At 71.1% G+C, this 22,345-nt stretch carries 2 protein-coding genes (1 of these 2 only partly in view); both read right to left on the bottom strand.

Annotation, left to right across the window (positions count from 1 at the left end):
- Nucleotides 1-347: the beginning of a thioester reductase domain-containing protein gene (locus NB3_RS19655; RefSeq protein WP_067805330.1), read on the bottom strand. Its footprint begins 11,734 nt before the window's first position; the window shows 347 of its 12,081 coding nt (coding positions 1-347); it begins with the start codon at nucleotides 345-347; the stop codon falls past the left edge of the window.
- Entirely contained in the window at nucleotides 344-22,345 is a 22,002-nt protein-coding gene (locus NB3_RS35180) for a type I polyketide synthase (protein WP_169810715.1), read from the bottom strand. The genes NB3_RS19655 and NB3_RS35180 overlap by 4 nt, the downstream gene beginning before the upstream one ends.

Here is a 22,345-nt window from a genome sequence, read left to right as displayed (position 1 = left end):
GAATCAGCGCGTACCACAAAGCATTCCGCGACCGGTTCGATCGCTCCCACCGGCGTGCCCGTCGCGTCCACGTTCTGCACGTCGATGGCGACCCGGCCGGTAGGGCGATCGACGCGGAACGCGATGCGCACCGCTCCTCCGTCGGCGAGGGCGACCGGACGCTGGAACAACGCCTCCCGGATGGTCAGCTCGCCGGGCCGGTACCCCGCCGACATCGCCGCGCGCAGGATCATGTCGAGATACACCACGCCCGGCAGGATCCGCACACCGTGCACGCGATGGTCGCGCACCACCGGGTCCTCGGCGCGCAGGGTGGTGGCGAAGCTGTCCAGTTCGATCCCGTTCATCGCAGCGGCTCCACCCGGAGGAACGACGGCGCGGGCGCGCTGATCGGGACCACGATCCGCGGCGCGGGCTCCGTCGATGGGCTGGGAACCGTTTTCGGCAGCATGAAGCTCCTCTTGCGGAAGGCGGGTGGATCCAGGGGGTGGCGCGTCGGCCGGTGCCCGTCGGGCGCCTGTTCGACGACGAGATGGGCATTGGTGCCGCCGAAGCCGAACGAGCTGACGCCCGCCGCGCGCGGCCTGCCGTCGGCAGGCCGCCACGGGCGCAGTTCCCGGTTGACCTGCAGCGGCGAACCGGCGAACTTGAAACGCGGGTTGAGGTTGGCGCAGTGCAGCGACGGCGGCAGCGCCGCGTGGTGCACGGCCAGGATCGTCTTGACCGCCCCGGCGATGCCCGCCGCCGAGAGCAGATGCCCGATATTGGTTTTCACGCTGCCGACCGCGCACGGCTCCTGGCCGCGCGACCGGTCGCCCAAGACGGTGGCCAGCCCCTTCAGTTCGATGGGGTCGCCGATCATGGTGCCGGTGCCGTGCGCCTCCAGGTACGACAGCGCGTCCGGGGACATGCCAGCCACCTCCAGCGCGGCGGTGACCACCTCGATCTGCGCGCGCATGTTCGGTGTGGTGATGCCCATGGTGTGCCCGTCGTTGCCGATTGCGGAACCGCGCAGCATCGCGTAGACCCGGTCGCCGTCGGCGAGCGCGTCGTCGAGCCGCTTGAGCAGCAACAGCGCCGCGCCCTCGCCCGGCACGAAACCGTCGGCGTCCTCGGAGAACGTCGCGCACCGTCCGTGCGGCGAGAGCACACCCGCCGCCGACAACGTGACGAACGGCATCTCGTCCAGCAGCACTTCCACGCCACCGGCCAGCGCGGCGTCGACCTCGCCCGCCCGCAACGCCTGACAGGCCAGATGCACCGACAGCAGCGACGACGAGCACGCGCTGTCGAGCACCACATTGCCCGCGTGCCAGTCGAAGTAGTCGGAGATGCGCGCGGCGATGAAGTTCTGCCCGATGCCGATGATGGTGTGCCGATCGGCGACCGGGATCCGATTGAAGTAGTTCGCCGCACGGCTGCCCGCGTAGACGCCGACTCGCTTGCCCGCCAGCTCCTCGCGCCGGTATCCGGCGTCGGAGGTCGCCAGCACCGAGGTCTCAAGCAGCAGCCGCTGCAACGGGTCCATCTGCGAGGCGAGTTCGTCGGTGACCCCGAAATACTCCGGATCGAACAGATCGACGCCGTCGACGAAACCGCCCCATTTGCTGTTGGTCAGACCGGGTCCGCCGCCAGGGCGGTAGAACCGGGCCGGATCCCAGCGAGCCGGGTCGACTTCCCTGATGCCGGACGCGCCCGTGGCGAGCAGACGCCAGAACGCGTCCGGCGTGTCGCCACCGGGCAGGCGGCAACCGATGCCGACCACGGCGATGGGCTCGGCGGCCCGGCCGCGGCGGGCGTCGGCCGCCCAGGTCGCCGCGTTCGGCCGGGCCGGGCCGGTCTCCGGTGTGCGCGATCGATCAGCCGGCGCCCCGTGCGGATCGGCCGGTGGCTCCGGCGGCGCTTCGGAGGCGAAGCGTTCCGGGAACTGCTCGGTCAACAGACCGGCCAAGGCGTCGAGGGTCGGGAACTCCAGCACCAGCGCTGGATCGAAGGGCGCTTCGACGACCTGTTCGATCCGGCGCACCGCCGAGGCGATCAGCACCGAGTCCGCGCCGTATTCCTCGAACCGCTTGTCGCCCTCGAACCGCGCCGGGGCGAGTTTGAGTTCGTCGGAGAAGATCCGCAGCAACTCCTGATACGCCACCGCGGAACCCTTCGCCGTCGTGGGCTGCGCGGTCGGCGCGGTGGCCGCCTCCGCCGGTCGGCTCCTGCGCGTCGAAAGCCGCAGTGCCGCACCGTGATAGGGCAACACCACCGGCGCGGGCGTCCCCAGCGCCGCGTCGAGCAGTTCGAATCCCTCCGCGGCGCTCAAGGTCGGCAGTCCGGTGGCCCGATAGGCCGCGCTGGTCACCTCACCGAAACCGGTGTCGCGGAACGACGGCCAATTGATCGACCGGAACCACGGCCGACCCAGCGCGTGCTGGGCTTCGGCGAAGCGGTCCAGGTGCGCGTTGGCCATCGCATAGTCCGACAAGCCCACCGACAAGCCGGGCAGCACGGCCGACACCGATGAGAACAACACGAAGAAGTCCGGACGGTCGGCGGCCAGCACGTCGGCGAGCACCGCGGTGCCCGTCAGCTTGGGCGCCAGCACGGTGGCGATGGCCGCGCCGGTCTTGCGCACGAACGCCGGGCTCTCCCCGGACACACTGCCCGCGCAGTGCAGCACACCGCCGATCGGACCCAGTTCGCCACGCACCCGGTCGAAGAAATCGGACAAGCCCGCCTCGTCGGTGAGGCTGCCGAAGTAGGTCCGCACCGCGACGCCGCGATCACGCAACCGCACCAGCCGCCGAACCTTCTCCGCCTCGGATCCGGACCCGGCGGCCACCCGGTCCCACTCCGACTGCGGCGGCAGCGGTTCGCGCCCGAGGACGGCCAAGCGCCGCGCTCCCCGCTCGACCAGCGCCGCCGCGAACGCCGCGCCGAGCCCGCGCGTGCCACCGGTCACCACATAGGTGCGGTCCGGATCCACCACCAGACCGTCACGTGCCGTCGCGTCGGTGAGTTCGACGGCTTCGCGGATGCCGCCGCGATACCGCACCCGCGGCGCGCTGTCCTCGGTGGCCGCGCACTCCGCGCCCAGAATCGCCAGCACCCGCCCGGGATCGGCGCACACCGCCCCGCGCTCGTCGGCCACGTGGACGCTGCGGGTGCGCACACCGCGGATCTCCTCGGCGAGCGCGGCGACCAGACCGCCCAGCGGCGCGGACTCGGGGCCGTCCGCGCCGGGGTGTCCTGCGGCGAGGTGCAGCAGCGTGAGCGAACCGGCGCGCGCTTCGATCACACCCTGGTAGAACCCCATCCGGCCGAGATCGCCGGTGGGTCGGCCCGCCGGAGCGGGCACGAGGTCGCACACATCGATGACGCAGTCGGTATCGGGGTAACGGGCCGCGAGCGACCGGCCCAGCGCCGCGCCCGCCTCGAAATCGTCGCGGTGCAGGTCGCCCGGCGCTGCGGACAGCCGCACCAGACGACCGGGATCACCGGCGGCGGCTTCGAGCGCCTCCACCAGATGCTGCGGGGTCCGCACGTCGTAGACCAGCAGGGCGCGGCGGGAACGCAGGTCACCGCCGGGCAGCGAAGCTTCTCGCCAGACGGGGACCGCCAACCGTTGTGGTGCTGCGAGTCGGAGGGCCGACGCGGACTCCGGCGACCCGGCCTCTGTCTCGAACCCGCCGATCGGAAGCTGCGAATCGGGCACCTGCCACTGCGCAGGAGCCGAGTGCGGCACGAATTCGTCTGTGCGGGTTCCATTCAGCGCATGTTGCGGGGACGGGCCCGGTGCCGTCGGAGACTGCGGGCGCGAGGTGACCTCAGACCTCGATGCGCCCGGTCGACCCGGCGCGCCGGGTGCGACATCCGGAATCCAGTACCGCTCACGCGCGAACGGGTAGGTCGGTGCGGGAATGCGGCGTCGGGGCCCGGGATCGCGAACGGTGGCCCAATCGATGTCCGCACCGCCGAGCCAGCGCGCGATCCGGGAGTCCTCCGCCGCGTCCCGGCACGACCGCGCGCCGGGTACGTCATCGACCCAGGCACGGACGGCGGCACGCAACCGGCCGATGTCACGCGCGACGAACGCGGCCCGCGCGCTGCCCGCCTGCCGACCCACCTGCATGGTGAAAGCCAGATCGGCGAGGTTCGGCTGCTGCCCGGCCAGGAAACGATCCAGCGCCTCGACATACTCCGCCAGCCGCTCACCGTCACGAGCGGAAACCGGGACGACCTGCCCGCCGCTGAACCGCGTTTCCGGCCTGCGGTCGACATACTCCTCGATCACCACGTTGGCGTTGGCCCCACCCGCACCGAACGAACTGACCGTCGCCCGGCGCGGGCGCGCGGGATCTCCGCCGAGCCACGGCAGCGGCCGGGTCGGGATGCGGAACGGTGTGGCCGCGAAGTCGATGTTCGGATTGGGTGGCGTGGCGTGCAGCGACGGCACGATGGTCCCGTTGCGCAGTTGCAACAGCACTTTCGTCAGCGCCGCGACACCGGCCGCCGCCTCGAGGTGGCCGACGTTCGACTTCACCGAACCGATCGGCAGCTCGGTGACGCCGGAGCCGCCGAAAACCTTCGCCAGACCGGCGATCTCGATCGGATCACCCAGCGCGGTTCCGGTGCCGTGCGCTTCGACGTAGGACACCGACGCCGGGTCCACGTCACCGACGCGCAGCGCGGAGCGGATCACCGCCGCCTGCACGTCGGGATTGGGCACCGTGAAACCGTTGACCCGGCCGCCGTGATTGATCGCGGTGCCTTTGATGACGCCGTAGATGGTGTCGCCGTCGGCCTCGGCGTCGGCCAGCGGCCGCAGCACCAGCGCTCCGACACCCTCACTGGCCACATACCCGTCGCCTCCCGCGCCGAAGGAACGGCAGCGGCCGTCGGTGGAGGCGAATTGCCCCTGGCTCAGCGCGACGAATTTGTACGGGTGCAGCGACAGATTGACGCCGCCGACCACCGCCAGTCTGCATTCGCCGGTCCGGATGCTCTGGCAGGCCAGGTGCAGCGCGGTGAGCGAGGACGAACACGCGGTGTCCACGGCCATGCTCGGGCCTTGGAAGTCCAAGGCGTGCGAAACACGATTCGGGATGCTCCAGAACGTCGAGCCGGGCAGCGTGCCGCGTCCGAGCCGGGCTTCCTCGGCCCCGAACATCTGGTAGGTGCCCCACATGACGCCGACGAACACACCGGCCTGTTCGGGGCGCAGACCGCCGCGCGCCAGGTCGGCCCGGGAATGGCCGGAGTCTTCCAGTGCGGCCCAGGCGGTTTGCAGGAACAGCCGCTCCTGCGGGTCCAGGATCTCCGCCTCGCGCGGGGAAATGGCGAAGAACAGCGGATCGAAGCAGTCGACGTCGTCGAGGAACCCACCCCACTTGGTGTAGGCGGTGAAAGGGTTGTGGCGGTCGGGGACGAAATAGCGGCTGTGATCCCACCGGTCCCGGGGGATCTCGGTGACGCAATCGAGTCCCTCGACCAGGACACGCCAGTACTCGTCGAGCCCGTCCGCGCCCGGATAGCGTCCGCTCACCCCCACGATCGCGATGTCACCCGCCGTGTCGGTGTGGCGATCGGCATTCGAGGAGGCGGACGGCGTCTCGGGGTAGGCCCACGCCCCCCGAGCTACCTCGTGACGGGCGTTGGACACGGTCGTCGTCGCGGCCGGGTCCGCCGGTTCGTACGGAGTCACCGGCTGCCGGTCATGTGCGGTCGGGCGGTCGGCTGAAGTCGCCGCGCCGTTGGCGCCGGTGCTGTGGGTGTGCGCGGTGGGCGTGCGCTGCTGACGAGCGCTGGGCACGGTCGACGTCGCGAACGGTTCCGCCGATTCGTACGCAGTGACCGGCTGCTGGTCGTGTGCGGTCGGGCGTTCGGCTGAAGTCGCCGCGCCGTTGGTGCCGGTGCTGTGGGTGTGCGCGGGAGGGATTCTCTGTTGATGGGCGCTGGGCATGGTTGAGGCCGGGGACGGGTTCGCCGATTCGTATGAAGTCACCGGCTGCCGGTCGTGCGCGGCCGCGCGGTCAGGTGCGGCCGAGGCGCCGTCGGCTCCGCTCGACTGGGTGCGGGCGGTGGGCGCACTGTCCGTTCCCTGCGGCCCCCTGGTGATCGCACCGTTCGACGTGGGCACGGTGATCCCCGCGGCATTTTCGGTGTTCAGTCCGGGAGCGGGCGTCCGCGCCGCCGTTCGATCGGAGGAATCGCCATCGTTATCGATCGACGGCGGCACGGACGGCGTTGCCACGGAGCTCAGCCGCACCAGCAGGCCGACCACCGCGCGCGGGGTGGGATACTCGAACGCCAGAGTGGCCGGCAGGCGGTGACCGCTGGAGCGCGACAGCTCGTCGCGAATCTCCAAGGCCGCGACCGAGTCCAGCCCGAGTTCGTGCAGCGGACGATCGAGATCAGCGTCGGGCGCCAACCCGAGACAGGGGCGCACCAGCGCCTCCATCCGCGCGGCCAGATCACTGGAAGCATCTGCCGCGGACGGCGTTTCGACTGCGTGCGCGATCGAATCCAGCAGCACATCCGGCACATCGGTGTCCGGCGCCCCCGTCAACGGCATCGTGGTGACCGCCGAAATCGCGGAACCGATCAGGCGGTCGAGCGCGTCGAAAGCCTGCTCGGGGCGCAGCAAGCCGTAGCCGCGGCGGTTCAGCCGTCGCACCGCGTCCCTACTGAGCCGCTCGACCATTCCGGTGTCCGCCCACGGGCCCCACGCGATCGACAGCGCGGGCGAGCCCGACGCGCCGCGCGACTCGGCCAGGCCGTCGAGGAAGGCGTTGGCGGCGGCGTAACCGGCCTGACCGGGCAGGCCCACCACCGCCGCGGCCGAGGAGAACAGCAGGAAGAAACGCAAGGACCGACCCGCCGTCAACTCGTGCAGATGCCATGCCCCGAACGTCTTCGGCGCCAACACCCGCCCGACCCGGGCGGCCGTCTGCTCGGCGATCACGCCGTCGTCGAGCACCCCGGCCAGGTGCGCCACTCCCGCCAGCGGCGGAAGCTGCCGGTCGATCCAATCCAGCGTCGCCGCCACGGCGGTCCGGTCGGCGATGTCCAGCGACCGGACCTCGATCCGTGCGCCGCGCCCCCGCAATCCGGCGATGACGGACTCCGCTCGCGCGTCGGGCGCGGATCTCCCGGCCAGCACCACGTCCCGCCAACCGCGGTCGACGAACCAGCGCGCCAGCCGCAAGCCCACCCCACCGAGGCCACCGGTGATCAGCACCGTCCCAGCAGCGCCGGACGCGGCCGTAGGGTCGTTCGGCAGGCCGGTCAGCGGCACCAGGCGCGGCACCTGACGACGCCCACGACGCAGCGCGAGCTGCCGCGCCGCCGCGGGCGTCACGAGCGCATCGACCACGGCACCGGCATCGGTGTCATTGTCGAGATCGACTATGCGGCACCCCATTTCGCGATGCTCCAACTGCGCGCCGCGGGCGAAACCCCACAGCGCCGACTGCTGCGGCGCCACCCGATCGGCAGGATCGACCCGCTGACCGTGACGGGTGAGCAGCCACACCGCCGGTTCCCCGGCCAGCGCGGCGGCCTGCACGAGATGCAGCGCACCCACCACCAGTCGTTCCGCCGCTACAGGCGCGGGCACGTCCGAATCCGACAGCGCGACCGCCGAGACGATCCCGCGCAGCGGTGCGCGACCGTCGTCCACCGCGCCGAGCAACGCGCGCACCGCCGCGGGCACGCCGAGGTCGACCTCGAACTCGTCTTCGGCGCGGAAGCTGAAACCGGCTCCGGGCCTGGCGAGTACGCATTCCCCGCCGCGCGCCCGCAACACCCCCGCGAGGTCGTCGGCGAGGCTTCCGTGCGCACCGATGATCAGCCAGCGTCCGGACGCCGAGGTCGGTGCCGCCGCACCGGTCTCCCGCCACTCGACGCGGTAGGTATCCGCGACCGACTCCGGGGCGGACGACTGCGGCGTCGGCGCGGGTATCACGCGCAATCCGTTCGCGACCAGCACCGGGGAACCCTCCTCATCGAGCAGACGAACATCCGCGACACACAGCTGCGGCGTCTGCTCGAGCACGCGCACATGGCCGAATCGAACGGTGCCCGCGGCCGCGACCAACACCTGGTCCACCGCGAACGGCACCCACGTCTGCTCGTCGCTCCGCGGCGACATCGCCGCATAGGTGGCTTGGAACGCCGCGTCCAGCAGCACCGGATGCACCCCGACGGCATCGGTGCCGGGATCCGACAACGTGGCCAACGCCTCGTGCTGCCCCACACGCAGGTCGACGACACGGCGGAACGCCGGTCCGTACGGCAGACCCGCGCGGGCCAGCCGTTGGTAGAACTCGGATGCGGCGAGGTGTTGCGGGCAGCGGTCGAGAATCTCCGCCAGGCCGGAGCCGTCCGGAACCTGGGGCCTACCGCTACGGACATGGGCTCGCGCGTGGACGCCCATGGTTTCCGTCACGACCTGAACCGCCAGCCCGTCCGTGGCCGGCTCGAAAACGATTCGCACCGACTGCGGGCCGCTGAGCGGCAGACCGTTGGTGATCACGAGGTCATCGATCGTGACGACGTCACCGGCGACCAGTCCGCGAGCGGTATCGGCAATCGTGGCGACGAACCAGGCGCCCGGCACGACGACAGCCCCGTGCACCACATGATCACCCAGATAGCGCGGCGAGTCGGGCCCGAGCGTCAAGTCGAAACAGCTCTTGCCGCCGCGTGATTCCGCATTCAGCAGCCGTTCCGGCGCCTGGCCGTCACCCGCAGCGGGCAACGCGGCCGATCTCTTCCCCGCCGCTCGCGATGCCGCGGCCGACGGGTATTCGGAATCGCGCGTTGCGGGACGGTCTGCCGTTCCATTTCCGCCTTGCGCCGGGGAACTTGGGTATGTTGCGGCTTCCGCGTCGACCGGCGCGGGCACCGCACCGAGATTCGGTAGTGGGTCACCCGGAAGCATCGACACTGTCGAGCGCGCGGCGTCGGCCTGAAGGTGCGGAATGCCTTGGCTGGCGGCCGCTGGCGTGAAGGCGGCGCCGGGCATCGATGCGGCGCGGGACTCGAAGGCGCCGTTGGAGCGTCTCGGAAAATCGGGGTGCCGGGCGGCAGTGCCGCTCGGCGCCGCAAGAGCCGATTCCGATCGCGAGGCGACCCAATACCGTTGCCGCTGGAAAGGATACGTCGGAGCCAGGACATGCCGACGTTCGTGCGGCCGATGCACCTGCTCCCAGTCCACCGGCACGCCCGCGACATACAGGTGACCGAGCGCCGTCATCATCCTCTCGCGATCACCGCCGCCGCGACGCAGCGACGCGACGAACCGCGCCGAGTCGCCCAGCGCTCGCCCGCCGAGCGCGGACAACGTCGGATGCGGCCCGATCTCGAGGAATCGGTCGATGCCCAGCTCGGCCATCGCCCGCAGGCCCTGCGCGAACCGCACCGGCTGACGTGCGTGACGGGCCACGTACTGCGGGCCGAACTCGCCCGGACGCAGCGGAGCACCGGTGAGATTCGAGAACAACGCAATCGCGGGATCGGTCATCGTCGCCCGGGACGCCGCCGCGGCGAGGTCGTCGAGAATCGGATCCATCGCCGCCGAATGGAAGGCATGCGAGACAGTGAGATCGGCCGACCGTATGCCGTCTGCCGACAACTGCTCGCGCAGCAGATCGAGTACCGCTCGCGGTCCGGCGACCACCACCTGCGCCGGTCCGTTGTATCCGGCGATCGACACCCCGGGCTCGAACCGTGCGACCAACGGGGAGACCTGCTCGGCCGCGGCGTCGACCGCCATCATCCCGCCACCGTCCGGGAGGCGCTGCATCAGACGACCTCGCACGGCCACGAGCCGCAGGGCGTCCTCCATGCTCATCGCGCCCGCGGCACAAGCCGCGACGAATTCCCCGACGCTGTGGCCGAGCACCGCCGCCGGGACGATTCCCCACGCCCGCCACAGCTCCCACAGCGCCCACTCGACGGCGAACAACACCGGCTGGGTGAACACCGTACGGCGCAGCAACTCCGGCCCGTGATCGCCGTAGACGGCCTCGACCAGCCCGATACCGTCCGCGATCGGACCGAGCACCGCGTCGCAGCGCCGCAGCGCGTCACGGAAGACCGGCTCGGAGTCGAACAATTCCCGTGCCATGCCCGGGTACTGCGACCCCTGCCCGGTGAACAGCAGCGCCACCTTCGGGCGCGCCGTGCGCTCCACCCGGCCCCGGATCGCGCTCGACGCACGCAGCTCCCGCGCCGCGGCGGCGCCGCTGTCGGCGACCACCGCGAGTCGTTCTTCGAAATGGGTCCGCGCGGTCGCGGCCGTGAAGGCCAGATCACCCAAAGACCGCTGCGCGGAATTCATTTCGTCCGCCCAGCGCCCCGCGAGGTCGGCGAGGGCGATCTCGTCACGTGCGGACAGGACGAGCACCTGAGCGGTCGGTGCCTCCGGTCGCGGCGCGGGCGCCGGATCACCCGGCGTCAGGATGACGTGCGCGTTCGTGCCGCTCATGCCGAAGGAGCTGACCCCGATCGCCGGTTCGTGCCCGGTGCGCGGCCAGTCCCTCGCCTCGCCCACCACTTCCACCGGCATCGCAGCCCAGTCGATCAGCGGATTCGGCGTGTGGAAATGCAGGCTCGGCGGGATTCGCCGGTGCTGCAACATGAGCACGGCTTTGATGACCCCGGCGACACCCGCGGCGGCCTCGGTGTGCCCGATATTGGTCTTGACCGACCCGATGAGCAGCGGCTGCGTGCGGCCCGCCCCGTACACCTCGGCCAGCGCGGTGGCCTCGATCGGGTCGCCGAGCGGAGTGCCGGTGCCGTGTGCCTCGACGTAGTCCACGGCGTCCGGCCGCAAACCCGCCCGCTCCAGCGCGTCGGTGATGACGCGCTGCTGGGCGGGGCCGTTGGGCGCGGTCAGGCCGTTGGATCGTCCGTCGTGATTCACCGCGACGCCGCGCACGATCGCCAGCACCTGATCGCCGTTGCGCCGGGCCCGCGACAACCGCGTCAGCACCAGCACACCGCAGCCGTCGGCACGGACGTAGCCGTTGGCGTCGGCGTCGAACGCTCGCGAACGTCCGTCGGGCGACAGCGAGGCCAGACGGCAGAAACCGATCGTCGTCTCCGGAGCCAGTTGCAGGTTCACCCCGCCCACCAGCGCCAGATCGCAACGGCCCGCGCGCAGCCCGTCCGCGGCCGCCTGCAACGCCACCAGTGACGAGGAGCAGGCCGTGTCCAACGTCATCGCCGGGCCTTGCAGCCCGAGAACGTAGGCCAAGCGCCCGGCCGCGACGCTCGGCGCCGAACCGATCACCGAGTAGGCGCCGATCGCGGTCGGATCGGCGGCTCGGGTCGGCGTCGCCGGATACTCGCTGAAGCACAGTCCGATGAACACTCCGGTGCGGCTGCCCGCCAGCGTGCCGGGTGCGCGGCCGGAGCGCTCCAGCGCCTCCCAGCTGGTCTCGAGCAACAGGCGTTGCTGCGGATCCATCGCGCGCGCCTCCGCCGCGCCGATCCCGAAGAACGCGGGGTCGAACTCGTCGGCGCCGTCGACGAAGCCGCCCCACCGGGTGTACATCGCGCCGAGCGCCGCCGGGTCGGGGTCGTAGTAGGCGTCGATGTCCCAGCGCTGCGGCGGCACCTCGGTGATCGCGTCACGCCCCTGCCACAGCAGTTCCCAGAAGTCCTCCGGTGTGCGCACCCCGCCGGGGAAACGGCAGCTCATGCCGACGATGACGATCGGATCGTCGTCGGGCTGGTCGCTCTCGGCGTCGATGCCGGCCGGAACCGTCCGGTCCAGCGGAGCCTCGACCGGCAACTGCGGTGACCGCGGTGCGGACGCGACCGAGGCCACGCCGGTGGCGACCGCGGACATACCTGCCGCGAAGAAAGGCACGCCAGCGGCACCCGCAGACGCGTCTGCCCTGACGAAAGGCACGTCAGCAGCAGCCGCGGACACTTCTGCTCCGACGAAAGGCACGTCAGCAGCAGCCGCGGGCATACCTGCCGCGAGGAAGGGCGCGTCAGTGACAACCGGCGACATGTCGGTCGCGCCCGAAGGCGCGTCCGCCGCGAACGAGACCACCTCCGCTGCCGCCAGATTGCTGTCAGCCGGGCGGGAGGGCACGTCGTCGGCGATGCCGCTCACGCCGCCGGTAGCAGCAGGTGCGCCTTTGCGGTGCAGGAACCGCGCCATCTCGCGCACGGTCGGATAGTCGAAGACGAGCCCGGCAGGCAACGGCATTCCGGCCTCGGCGGCGAGCGCGGCCCGCAGCTCCATCCCCGTCAGGGAGTCGACGCCCGTATCGTGCAGCGGCAGTTCCGGATCGAGTTCTCCCGCGCGATCGAGCACCCGCATCGCCACGCGCTGGACGAGCGCCTCCCAGGCGGCGAGATCGTCGGACGCCTGCCGCGTCCGCGATGCCGCGGTGGTCTCCGGTCGACTCGGCGCCGGTGCGACCTGCGGCGTGCGCTGCACGTACCACCGCTCCGGCACGAATTCGAAGACGCCAGGCGCGGCGCAGTCGTGCTGAACGAGGTGCTCCAGCACCGCCGCCGCGTCACGCGCGCGCAGCGGAGGCAGCCCGCGCCGCACGAGGCGCGCGGTGACGTCGGGCCGGTCGGCGGCCATGCCCACATCGGCGAACGGCCCCCACCCGATGCTCAGCGCGGGCAGTCCTTCGGCACGCCGCCGCCAGGCCAGCGCGTCCAATGCCGCGTTGGCCGCGGCGTAGTTCGCCTGTCCGGGAGTGCCGAGCACGCCCGCAACGGACGAGTAGGTGACGAACAGCTCCAGCGGCTGGTCGCGGGTGAGTTCGTCCAAGTGCCGGGCCGCGAGATATTTGGGGCCGAGCACGGTCTCGAAGCGCGACCAGTTCTGCTCGCTGACCACGCCGTCGTCGAGCACGCCCGCGCAGTGGATCACGCCGCGCAGCGGCGGAAGTCCGGGTTCCGCGATCCCCTGAAGCAGTGCCGCGACGGCCGCACGGTCACCGACATCCGCCTGCCGCGCCGTCACCTGAGCGCCGGTGGCGCGCAGCGACGCCAGCAACCGCTCCCCCGCCGAATCCGGCGCGCGCCTGCCCACCAGCACCAGATGGCGGGCTCCGCGATCGGCGAGCCAGCGTGCGGCCTCGGCGCCGAGCCCGCCGAAACCTCCCGTCACCAGGTAGGTGCCGTCGGGCAACCGGTCGCCGGACGCGGTGACCGCGGTGTCTTTGCCGAGCAGGACGACGCGGCCGGGATGATCGCGTTGCGACATGGCGCGGAACGCCTCGGCGGCACGATCGATTCCGTATGCCGCGTGTGGCAGCGCGGTCAAGGCACGCTGCTCGAACAGCGCCATCACCCTGTGCAGGATCGCGCCCAACCGGCTCGGGGCGAGGGCGGACGGATCGAAGATCCGATGGTCCACTTCCTCGATCCGATGCCCGGTTCCGTTCTGCACCGGATCGATGACCTCGACCAGACGGCCCCCCGCGTGCAGGATTCCGCGAGCGCGAGCGGCGAAGCCGTCCCCGGCGGTCTGCACGACGACATCCAGTCCGTGCCCTGCGGTCACCGCCCGGATTCGGTCGCCCAGATCATGGCCACGCCAGGTCTGGATCTGGGTGAGCGGCAGTCCGGCGTCGCGCGCCCAGCGACACAGCGCGGCGGTCGCGTACACCTGCGCTCCGGCGTGTACGGCCAATTGGACCGCGGCCACACCGATGCCGTCGGCCGGGCCGTGCACGAGCACCCGGTGCCCTGGGCGCAGACCGCCGACATCGAACAGCGCGGACCAGGCGGCGGTGAAGGCGTGCGGCACGGTCGCGCCGTCGGCGTAGGACAAAGTCTCCGGTAGCAGGGCCACCATGCCCTGCTCCACCGTCACGTGATGGGCGAAACTGTCACCCGCCAAGGCGACGACGCGGTCACCGACCGTGAACTGCTCGACGCCCGCACCGACCGCGGTGATCCGGCCCGCGCACTCCGAACCCAGCGACCCGGCGCCATCCGGATGGATCCCCGAAGCCTTCCAGAGGTCGTCGGCGTTGATACCCGTGGCGGCGACGGCGATCTCGACCTCCCCGGCCGCCGGTGGGCGCCGGACGGTGGGCTCCAACCGCATCCGCGCGAAATCGCCGGAACGGTGCGCCACCAACCGGTATTCGTCGGCGGATGCGAGACCGTCGGCGAGACGCGCGGTCAGCCAACGGCCGTCGCGGAGGGCGAATTCCCGTGCGGCGCGGTCACTGAGCAACCCTTCGGCGATCTGCGCGCCCTCCACGCCGGCTGCGGCGGGCAGATCCAGCAATCGGGTCCTGAGCTCGGGATGCTCGGTGGCCAGCGTGCGACCGAAACCCCACAGCAGAGCTTGATCGGGGTCCGGCCGGTCGGCCGGGGTTGCGCGCTGGGCGTTCGCCGTCAGCAACCACAGTGCTTCCGGTCTGTGCGTTGCCGAGTCCAGAGCGCGCGTCAACCGCAAGGCGGCTTCGATGCGAGCCCGGGCGGAGGCCGCAGTCCACGCGAACACGATGCCGCGGAACGTCTGCGCCGCATCGGCAGACGAGAACAGCTCGGCAGCGGGCCCGTCCTCGGGATGAACAACCACGAGTTCCGCGCCCCGCGCGGCCAGTCCGGCCGCGACGGCGTCACCGACCGGCCCATCGCCCACGATCAGCCAGCGACCCGCCGGCTCGAGCACGCCACCCTCGGCGGGAACCCATTCCACGTGATGCAGCAGACGGGCGATTCCGCTCGCGTCCGGCTCGGCGATCGCGGGTTCGGGCGCAACGTCGAAGTTCGCGGCCAGGAGGCTCACGCCCTGCATGCCGACGAGCGGTCGCCCCGACTCCGAGTACAGCGTGGCGTCGCCGACGATCACCCGCGTTCCCCGCTCGGTCACGCGTACCCGGCACCGCACGGTCGCTTCCCCGGCTGTGGGGTTGCCGAAGAACCGAACACGCTCTATCTCGGAGGGCAGGAACAACTTCCCTCCCCCCGTAGCCGTCACCACGATGCTGTGCAGACAGGCGTCGAGCAGCACCGGATCGAGCGCTGTGGCGTCCCCGGGCAGCCGGAACACCGCCTCCGCCTCGGTGTCGCTGATCGGCCGGAACTCGAGGCCGCAGCGATAGTCGTGGCCCAAGTCCAAGCCGAGCCGGGCGAGAGCGTCGTAGTAGGCGGGCCACATGCGGGCCTCGGACTCAGCGGTCACGGCCTCCTGGGACGGCACCGAAACCGCTTGCGCAGGAATAAGTGTCGCCTGCGCGCACACCGTCGCGGCGTCGTCGGCTCGGACGAAGCGCACATCGTGGCCCTCCGGGCCGGGCTCGACAACGGCCCGCACCGCCGCTTCGGCGGTGACCTCCAGCGGCGTGACCAGCCGCAGCCTCGTGACCTCCCATGTCCCGGGCAGTCGAGTGGCGATCTCGTTCAGCTGAGTGCACAGCCACGCCGCGGGCGCCGTCGGCACGCCACGCAGGCGATGCCCGGCGAACATCTCGGCGGTGACCCGTAAGGTCCGCGAGGAGCGTGCGACGTCCGGGCGCGGCGTCAGGTCCAGCCAGTGCCGTTTGCGCTGGAACGGGTACGTCGGCAAATCGACATGACGCCATCGGTGATCGGCATAGACCGCAGCCCAATCGATCTCGGCGCCGTCGACATACCGTCGAGCCAGGTCGATCGACCCGTTCGAGATCTCGACGACCGACTTGCTCGCGGTGACGCCGGAGGCGATGTTCTCGAGCTCGGCGCGCAGCTGCGCGGCGGTGTCGAAGCAGATCGCCACCCGCTCGGCGAAGTGCGTGCGGCCCACCGCGGCGCTCGCGCACAGATCCACCAACGCGGTCTCGGGGCGGGCGACCAAGAGATCCCTATAGCGACCAGCCAGTTCGCGCAGCGCATCGGCGCTCTTCGCCGACAGAACCAGCAGATGCGGCCCGGCATCGTCACCAGAACCGGCCCCCGACACCTGCGGCGGCTCTTCGATCACCACGTGCGCGTTCGTCCCGCTGATCCCGAACGCGCTCACCCCCGCCCGCCGTGGCCGGTGCGAACGCCGCCACGGCCGCTCCTCGGCCACCACGCGGATCGCGACCGAGTCCCAGTCGATGTGCGGATTGCCCGAACGGAAATGCAGCGAGGCGGGGATGCGCTCGTGCCGCATCGACTCGATCACCTTGATGATGTTCGCGATGCCCGCCGCCGCCTGGGTGTGGCCGAGATTAGACTTCACCGACCCGATCCACAGCGGCGTCGTCTCGGTGCGGCCCTGCCCCAGCGCCGCGGCCAGCGCGTTCACTTCGATGGGATCACCGAGTGCCGTGCCGGTGCCGTGCGTCTCGACGTAATCGATGTCCTGCGCCTCGACCGCCGCGTCCGCCAGCGCCGCGCGGATGACCCGTTCCTGCGCCGGACCGTTGGGTGCGCTCAATCCCTGGCTGCGGCCGTCGGAGTTGACCGCGGACCCGCGCACCAGCCCCAATATCCGATCGCCGTCGCGCCGCGCGTCCGCCAGCCGCTTGAGCACGAGCATTCCCGCGCCGTCGCTCCAGACCACGCCGTCGGCACGCGCGTCGAAACTCTTGCAGCGGCCGTCGGCGGCCAGGCCGCGCGCCCGCGCGAAGTAGATGTCGAGCGAGGGCGTCAGCACCACGGTGGCGCCACCGGCCAGCGCCAGGTCGCATTCGCCGCTGCGCAGGCTTCGCACCGCCGTGTGCACGGTGACCAGCGACGACGAGCACGCAGTGTCGATGGTGAGGCTCGGCCCCTGCGCGCCGAGGAAATACGACAGCCGACCGGAGGCGACGCTGGAGAGGTTGCCGGTGCCGAACCAGGCATCGGGCGCGACATCGGCCCGCGCCATCCGTTCGGCGTAGTCGTTGGACATCACGCCGACGAAGACCCCGGTCCGGCTGCCCTCCAGCCGGCTCGCCGGATAGCCGGCGTGTTCCAATGCTTCCCAGGCGGTTTCGAGCAGCAGCCGCTGTTGTGGGTCCAGCATCCGCGCCTCGCCGACGGAGATGTCGAAGAATCCGGCATCGAAATCCTCGACCCCATCGACGAAACCGCCCCAGCGGGTGTAGGTCTTGCCGTCGGCATCGGGGTTCGGATCGTAGAAGGCCTCCACGTCCCAGCGGTGCGGTGGCACCTCGGTCACCGCGTCGGTCTCGGTGGCCAGTACACGCCACAGATCGGCGGGCCCCCGCACCCCTCCCGGGTAGCGGCAGCCCATGCCGACGATCGCGATCGCGTCGGCGTAATCGTCGGCGGCAGCTTCGGATTCACGCGATGTGAGCTGTGACACGTTCGGCGTAGTAGGTGTAACCGGGAGTTCCGTCGGGTACACCGGGGAGGTGAGTTGCTCGGAGACGCGCGGGGTCGATCGCATGTCGGCCTGTTTCGCTGTCGCGCGTCCGGGGGCGGGTATGGCGCCGAGCCGGGCGATCTCCTCCGACACCGCGGCGACCGTCGGATGATCGAACAGCAGGGTCGCAGGCAGCCGCACCCCCAGCTCCGCGGAGAGCGCGTTGCGCAATTCGACCGCCATCATCGAATCCAGCCCGAGTTCCCGCAGCGGCGTGCGATCGGGAACGTCGGCCGCGCGGCCGAGCGTGGCCGCGGCATGGGTGCGTACCAGTTCCAGCAGCTCCGCCGGATCGCCCGGTTCCTGTCCTTCGACCGAGTCCCGCTCCGCCGTAACGGCGGGAAAAACAGCGACGACTCCCTCCGCCGACAGCAGCGAGCGCAGCGCGCGGGCGCCGTCCTCGGCATCCAGTTCGCCGACACCGTGGCGTTCCCACGCCCGGCGGGCGGCGTCGCTGAGCCCTTTGGCCATGCCGGTGCCCGCCCACGGCCCCCACGCGATACTCACGGCGGGCAGTCCCCGGGCGGCGCGCAGGTGGGCGAGGGCGTCGAGATACGCGTTCGCCGCGGCGTAGTTGCCTTGTCCGGCGGTGCCCACCAGGGCGCTGACCGAGGAGAACAGCACGAACAGGTCCAGCGGCCGCCCCGCGGTCAGCTCGTGCAGGTGCCACGCGCCCGCGACCTTCCCCGCGAACACCCGGTCGATGTGACCTGCGGTCTGTTCGAACAACAGGGCGTCGTCCAGCACACCCGCGCAGTGCACGATCCCGGCCAGCCTCGGCAGCTCCGCGCCGAAGCGGCCGATCAGGTCTTTCACCGCGTTCCGGTCTTCGACATCGACCACCACGGTCTCGACTCGCGCCCCCAGTGCGGCGATCCGCGCTGTTTCCCGCTCGTCTCGCGGGGTGGGTCCGCTGCGACCGGCCAGCACGATGGTGCCCGCACCGGCCTCGGCCAGCGTCCGAGCGGCGGTCGATCCCAAGGCTCCGCGCCCGCCGGTGATCAGATACGCACCGTCACGATCCAGCTCGGCCGGCCCGCTCACTTCGTCGGAGGGCCGCATCCGCATCGTGTAGCGGTGACGTCCGCGCAGAGCGATCACGGAATCCTCCGCTTCGGAGCGGATTTCGTTTACCAGCCGGTGGTCGTCACATCGGGCGTCTCCGGGCAGATCGATCAGACGACAGCGCAGTTCGGGCAGTTCGGTGCGCACGACCGCGCCCAGTCCCCACAGAGTCGCGGCAGCCGGGCGCACGGGTTCCCCGGGCAGCGCCGCGGTCGCCCCCATGGTCACGACATACAGCGGTGCGTCGGACACCGTCCGGACCATGTGCTGCACCACGGCGAGGGCGAATCGCGTTTCCACCCGGGCCGTTTCGGCGCTGTCGTCGGCCTCGGCATCGGCGAGGTAGATCACCGCCCGTTCGTCGCCGGGCCACACCGCCGGATCGACAGCACGCTCCACGGCCACCGCGTCGATACCCGCGGCGCGCAAGGCGGCGGCGAGTCGCTCTGCCTGGTGCCCGACCCCGATCACCAACGCGGCGGCATCCGCCCGTTCACTGGGCGAACCCACGGCGGGCTCCCAGACCGGGCGGTGGGTGTGGCCGGACATGCGATACCGATCCTGCGACTGCCCGGAAGAACCGGACTCGGCGAACCATACGTTGTCGATATCGCAGACGACCGTGCCCGCGGTATCGAAGATCGTGAGACGAACCGTGCGGTCGATGAACTCGGCCCGCACCCACGCCGTTTCACCTGCGTCCTGACCGGACAAACGCAGACTGCCGATACCTACCGGCAGTCGAGCCGCGTCACCGTTTCCGGACACCAGCGCCAGACCGGTCTGGATCGCGGCATCGAGCAGACACGGCAGCCAAGCGTCGGGTTCGTCGGCCAGTCCCGAGGGACGCCGCAGTTCCGCGAGCATCGCGTGCTCGCCGGACCACAACCGCGTGATCCAACGGAATCGCGGGCCGAAGGTCAATCCCGCGTCCGCGCAGCGGCGGTAGAAATCCTCGACATCTTCCTCGGTCGACATCACCCGTCGTGCCGCGGCCAGTTCACCGGCATCGCGCGGCCGAGTCGAGGCGGTCCGGACCGCGGCGGACACCGCGGGGACACTGCCGTTCTCGACGTGGAACCGCACCTCGGTGCGGTCGCCCGCGTCGGTCACCAGCGGCTCGGTCAATTCCTCCAGCGGCACCGGTCGCGCGGCGACGAAATCGATCAGTTCGTGGCCCGCGCCTCCGGCCGCACGCAACGCGCGCAGCGCGAGTTCCGCCGCGGGCACCACCGCGCGGTCGCGGAACCGATGCTCGGTGAGGTATCCGGTGCTCGACGACGCGCTTCCGATCGGCACAGACACCCGCTCTCGTTCGAAGGGGTAGGTGGGCAGGCCGTTGCGCCTGCGCGCGTCAGCGGGAAACACCGCGGCCCAGTCGATTTCGGCGCCCGCGCGATACAGCTCGCCGAGGCCGGTCAACAGCACTTCGTCGTCGGTGGACGTCCGGCGCATACTCGGTACCCACAGGGCGTCGGGATCGGTGTGCCGCCCGAAGTCCAGCAGCACCGGATGCGGCCCCACCTCGAGGTAGACGTCCACGCCCGACTCGGCGGCGGCGCGCACGCCCTCGGCGAAACGAACGGTGCCGCGGGCGTGCGCACGCCAGTACGCGGCATCCATGGGGCCGTCGACCAGCGCGCCGGTCACGTTGGAGATCAGCGGAATCGCCGCCGCGCGCGGGACGGGCGCCAACGCGGCGACCGTGGTCTCGAAGTCGTCCAGCATCGGATCCAGCATGGGCGAATGGAAGGCCGTGGTCCCGGGCAGCCGCACCGCACGGATCGACCGTTCCTCGGCAGCCCGCAGAACCCGGCCCACCCCGTCCACCGCTCCGGACACCACGAACTGGCCGGGGCTGTTGACGGCGGCCACCGACACACTCGCCGCGAGCTCGTCCAGCAGATCTTCGAACTCCACGGGCGCGGCGAACACCGCCGCCATCGCTCCTCGCTGCGCCACCGCCTGCATCAACCGGCCCCGTTCCGCGGCCAGACGCAAGCCGGTGTCCAGGTCGAACACCCCAGCGACGGTCGCCGCGACCAGTTCACCGAGGCTGTGCCCCAGCACGACGTCGGGGCGGACGCCGAACGCCGACCACAACTCGGCGCATGCCCATTCGAGCGCGAACAGGGCTGGTTGCGCGTACTCGGTGCGAGCCAGCACATCGTCGTCCGCGGCGAAGAGCGCCGACCGCAGACGCATCCCGCCGGGAAGCGGTCCCAGCAACTCGTCACAGCGGTCGAGCGCCGCGCGGAAAGCCGGATACTTGCCGTCCAGCGCCGCACCCATCCCGGCGTACTGCGCGCCTTGCCCGGTGAAGAGCATCGCCACCCGCGGCGCACCAGGCTCTGGTTCGATCGTCCGGCCTGGAGAGGCCACGAGTTCGCGCGCCGCCTCTTCGGCCGTGCCGGCCACCACCACTCGCCGATGCGCGAAGTGCGTGCGTCCCAGCGCCGCGGTGGCGGCCACATCGGCGAGCGGCACCTCCTGCCTGCCCAACTGCTCGGCATAGCGGACGGCCAGCGTATCGAGGGCTGACGGGGTGCGGGCCGAAATCGCCAGTAACACAGGCCCGTTCGGATCAGCACGCGCCGCAGGCTCGGGCGCCTGCTCCAGCACGACGTGCGCGTTGGTGCCCGCGAAACCGAACGAACTCACCCCCGCCAATCGCGGCTGCCGCGTGCGCGGCCAGGCGAGATCGCCGGTCGGCACCGCCAGCGCCGTGCCGTCCAGCTTGATCTTCGGGTTCATGGTGGCGAAGTCGTGCTGACGCGGAATGCGTTCGTGCTGCAGTTGCAGCACCACCTTGATCAGCCCGGCGACGCCCGCGGCCGCTTCCAGGTGCCCGATCTGCGACTTCACCGAACCCAGCTGGCACGCCGACCCATCGGCCCGTGGCGCGCCGAGCACCTGCGACAACGCCTCGATCTCGATCGGATCGCCCAGCGGCGTGCCGGTGCCGTGCGTCTCGACGTAGCCGATCCGGTCGGCGGCGCACCCGGCGTCGGCCAGCGCGGCGCGCAGCAATTCGCGCTGTGCCGTCGGATTCGGCGCGGTCAGCCCCATGGAACGACCGTCGTGGTTCACGCTCGAGCCTCGGACGAGCGCTCTGATCTCGTCGCCATCGGCGATCGCCCGCGAAAGCGTCTTCAACACAACGACACCCGCGCCCTCGCCACGCACATACCCGTTCGCGCGCGCGTCGAACGGGCGGCAGCGCCCGTCCGGAGAGAGCGCCCCCATCCGAGCCAGCGCCTCCGAGGTCAGCTCGGATTGCAGCAAGTTCACTCCGCCCGCCAACGCGACGTCGCACTCCCCCGAAAGCAGACTGCGGCACGCCTGATGCACGGCCACCAGCGACGACGAGCACGCCGTGTCGATCGCCACCGCGGGCCCGCGCAATCCGAGTACGTAGGACACCCGTCCGGCCACGATGCTCGACATCGTCCCGGTGAGCGTGTGCGCGTCCACCGAACTCACCCAGTCGGGGGTGATCGTGCGCTGGTATTCCTGCCAGCTGACGCCGAGGAACACCCCGGTGCGGGCCGCGGCCGGACTGCCAGGAACCAGAGCGGCATCTTCCATTGCGGCCCAGGCGACTTCGAGTACCAGCCGCTGTTGCGGATCCATCGACGCCGCTTCGCGCGGCGCGATCCCGAAGAACTCCGCGTCCATCGCATCGATCGGACCGGCCAGCAACCCGGCTCGCCGCCGTGCCCGTCGGGGCGCCGAATCCGCTACAGGCCAACGGCTTTCCGGCGCATCGACGATGGCGTCGCGACCCGAGGTCAGCAGATCCCAGTACTGCTGCGGGGATTCCGCGCCGCCGGGAAAGCGGCAGCCCATCCCCACGATGGCGATCGGCTCGCGCTGCGGCCGCGCCTCCAACTCCTGAATCCGGCGGAGTGCCCGCGTCAGCAAGACCCGTAGGTCATACCCATCATCCGACAT

It is taken from the genome of Nocardia beijingensis NBRC 16342 (assembly GCF_001612785.1).
Taxonomy (GTDB): Bacteria; Actinomycetota; Actinomycetes; order Mycobacteriales; family Mycobacteriaceae; genus Nocardia; species Nocardia beijingensis.
Note: the sequence above shows the minus strand (reverse complement) of the source record. Positions and strands in the feature narration are given on the sequence as shown.

Coding starts and splice junctions, on each gene's coding strand:
- NB3_RS35180 (WP_169810715.1), bottom strand. CDS start 22,345: ATGTCGGATGATGGGTATGACCTACGGGTCTTGCTGACGCGGGCACTC.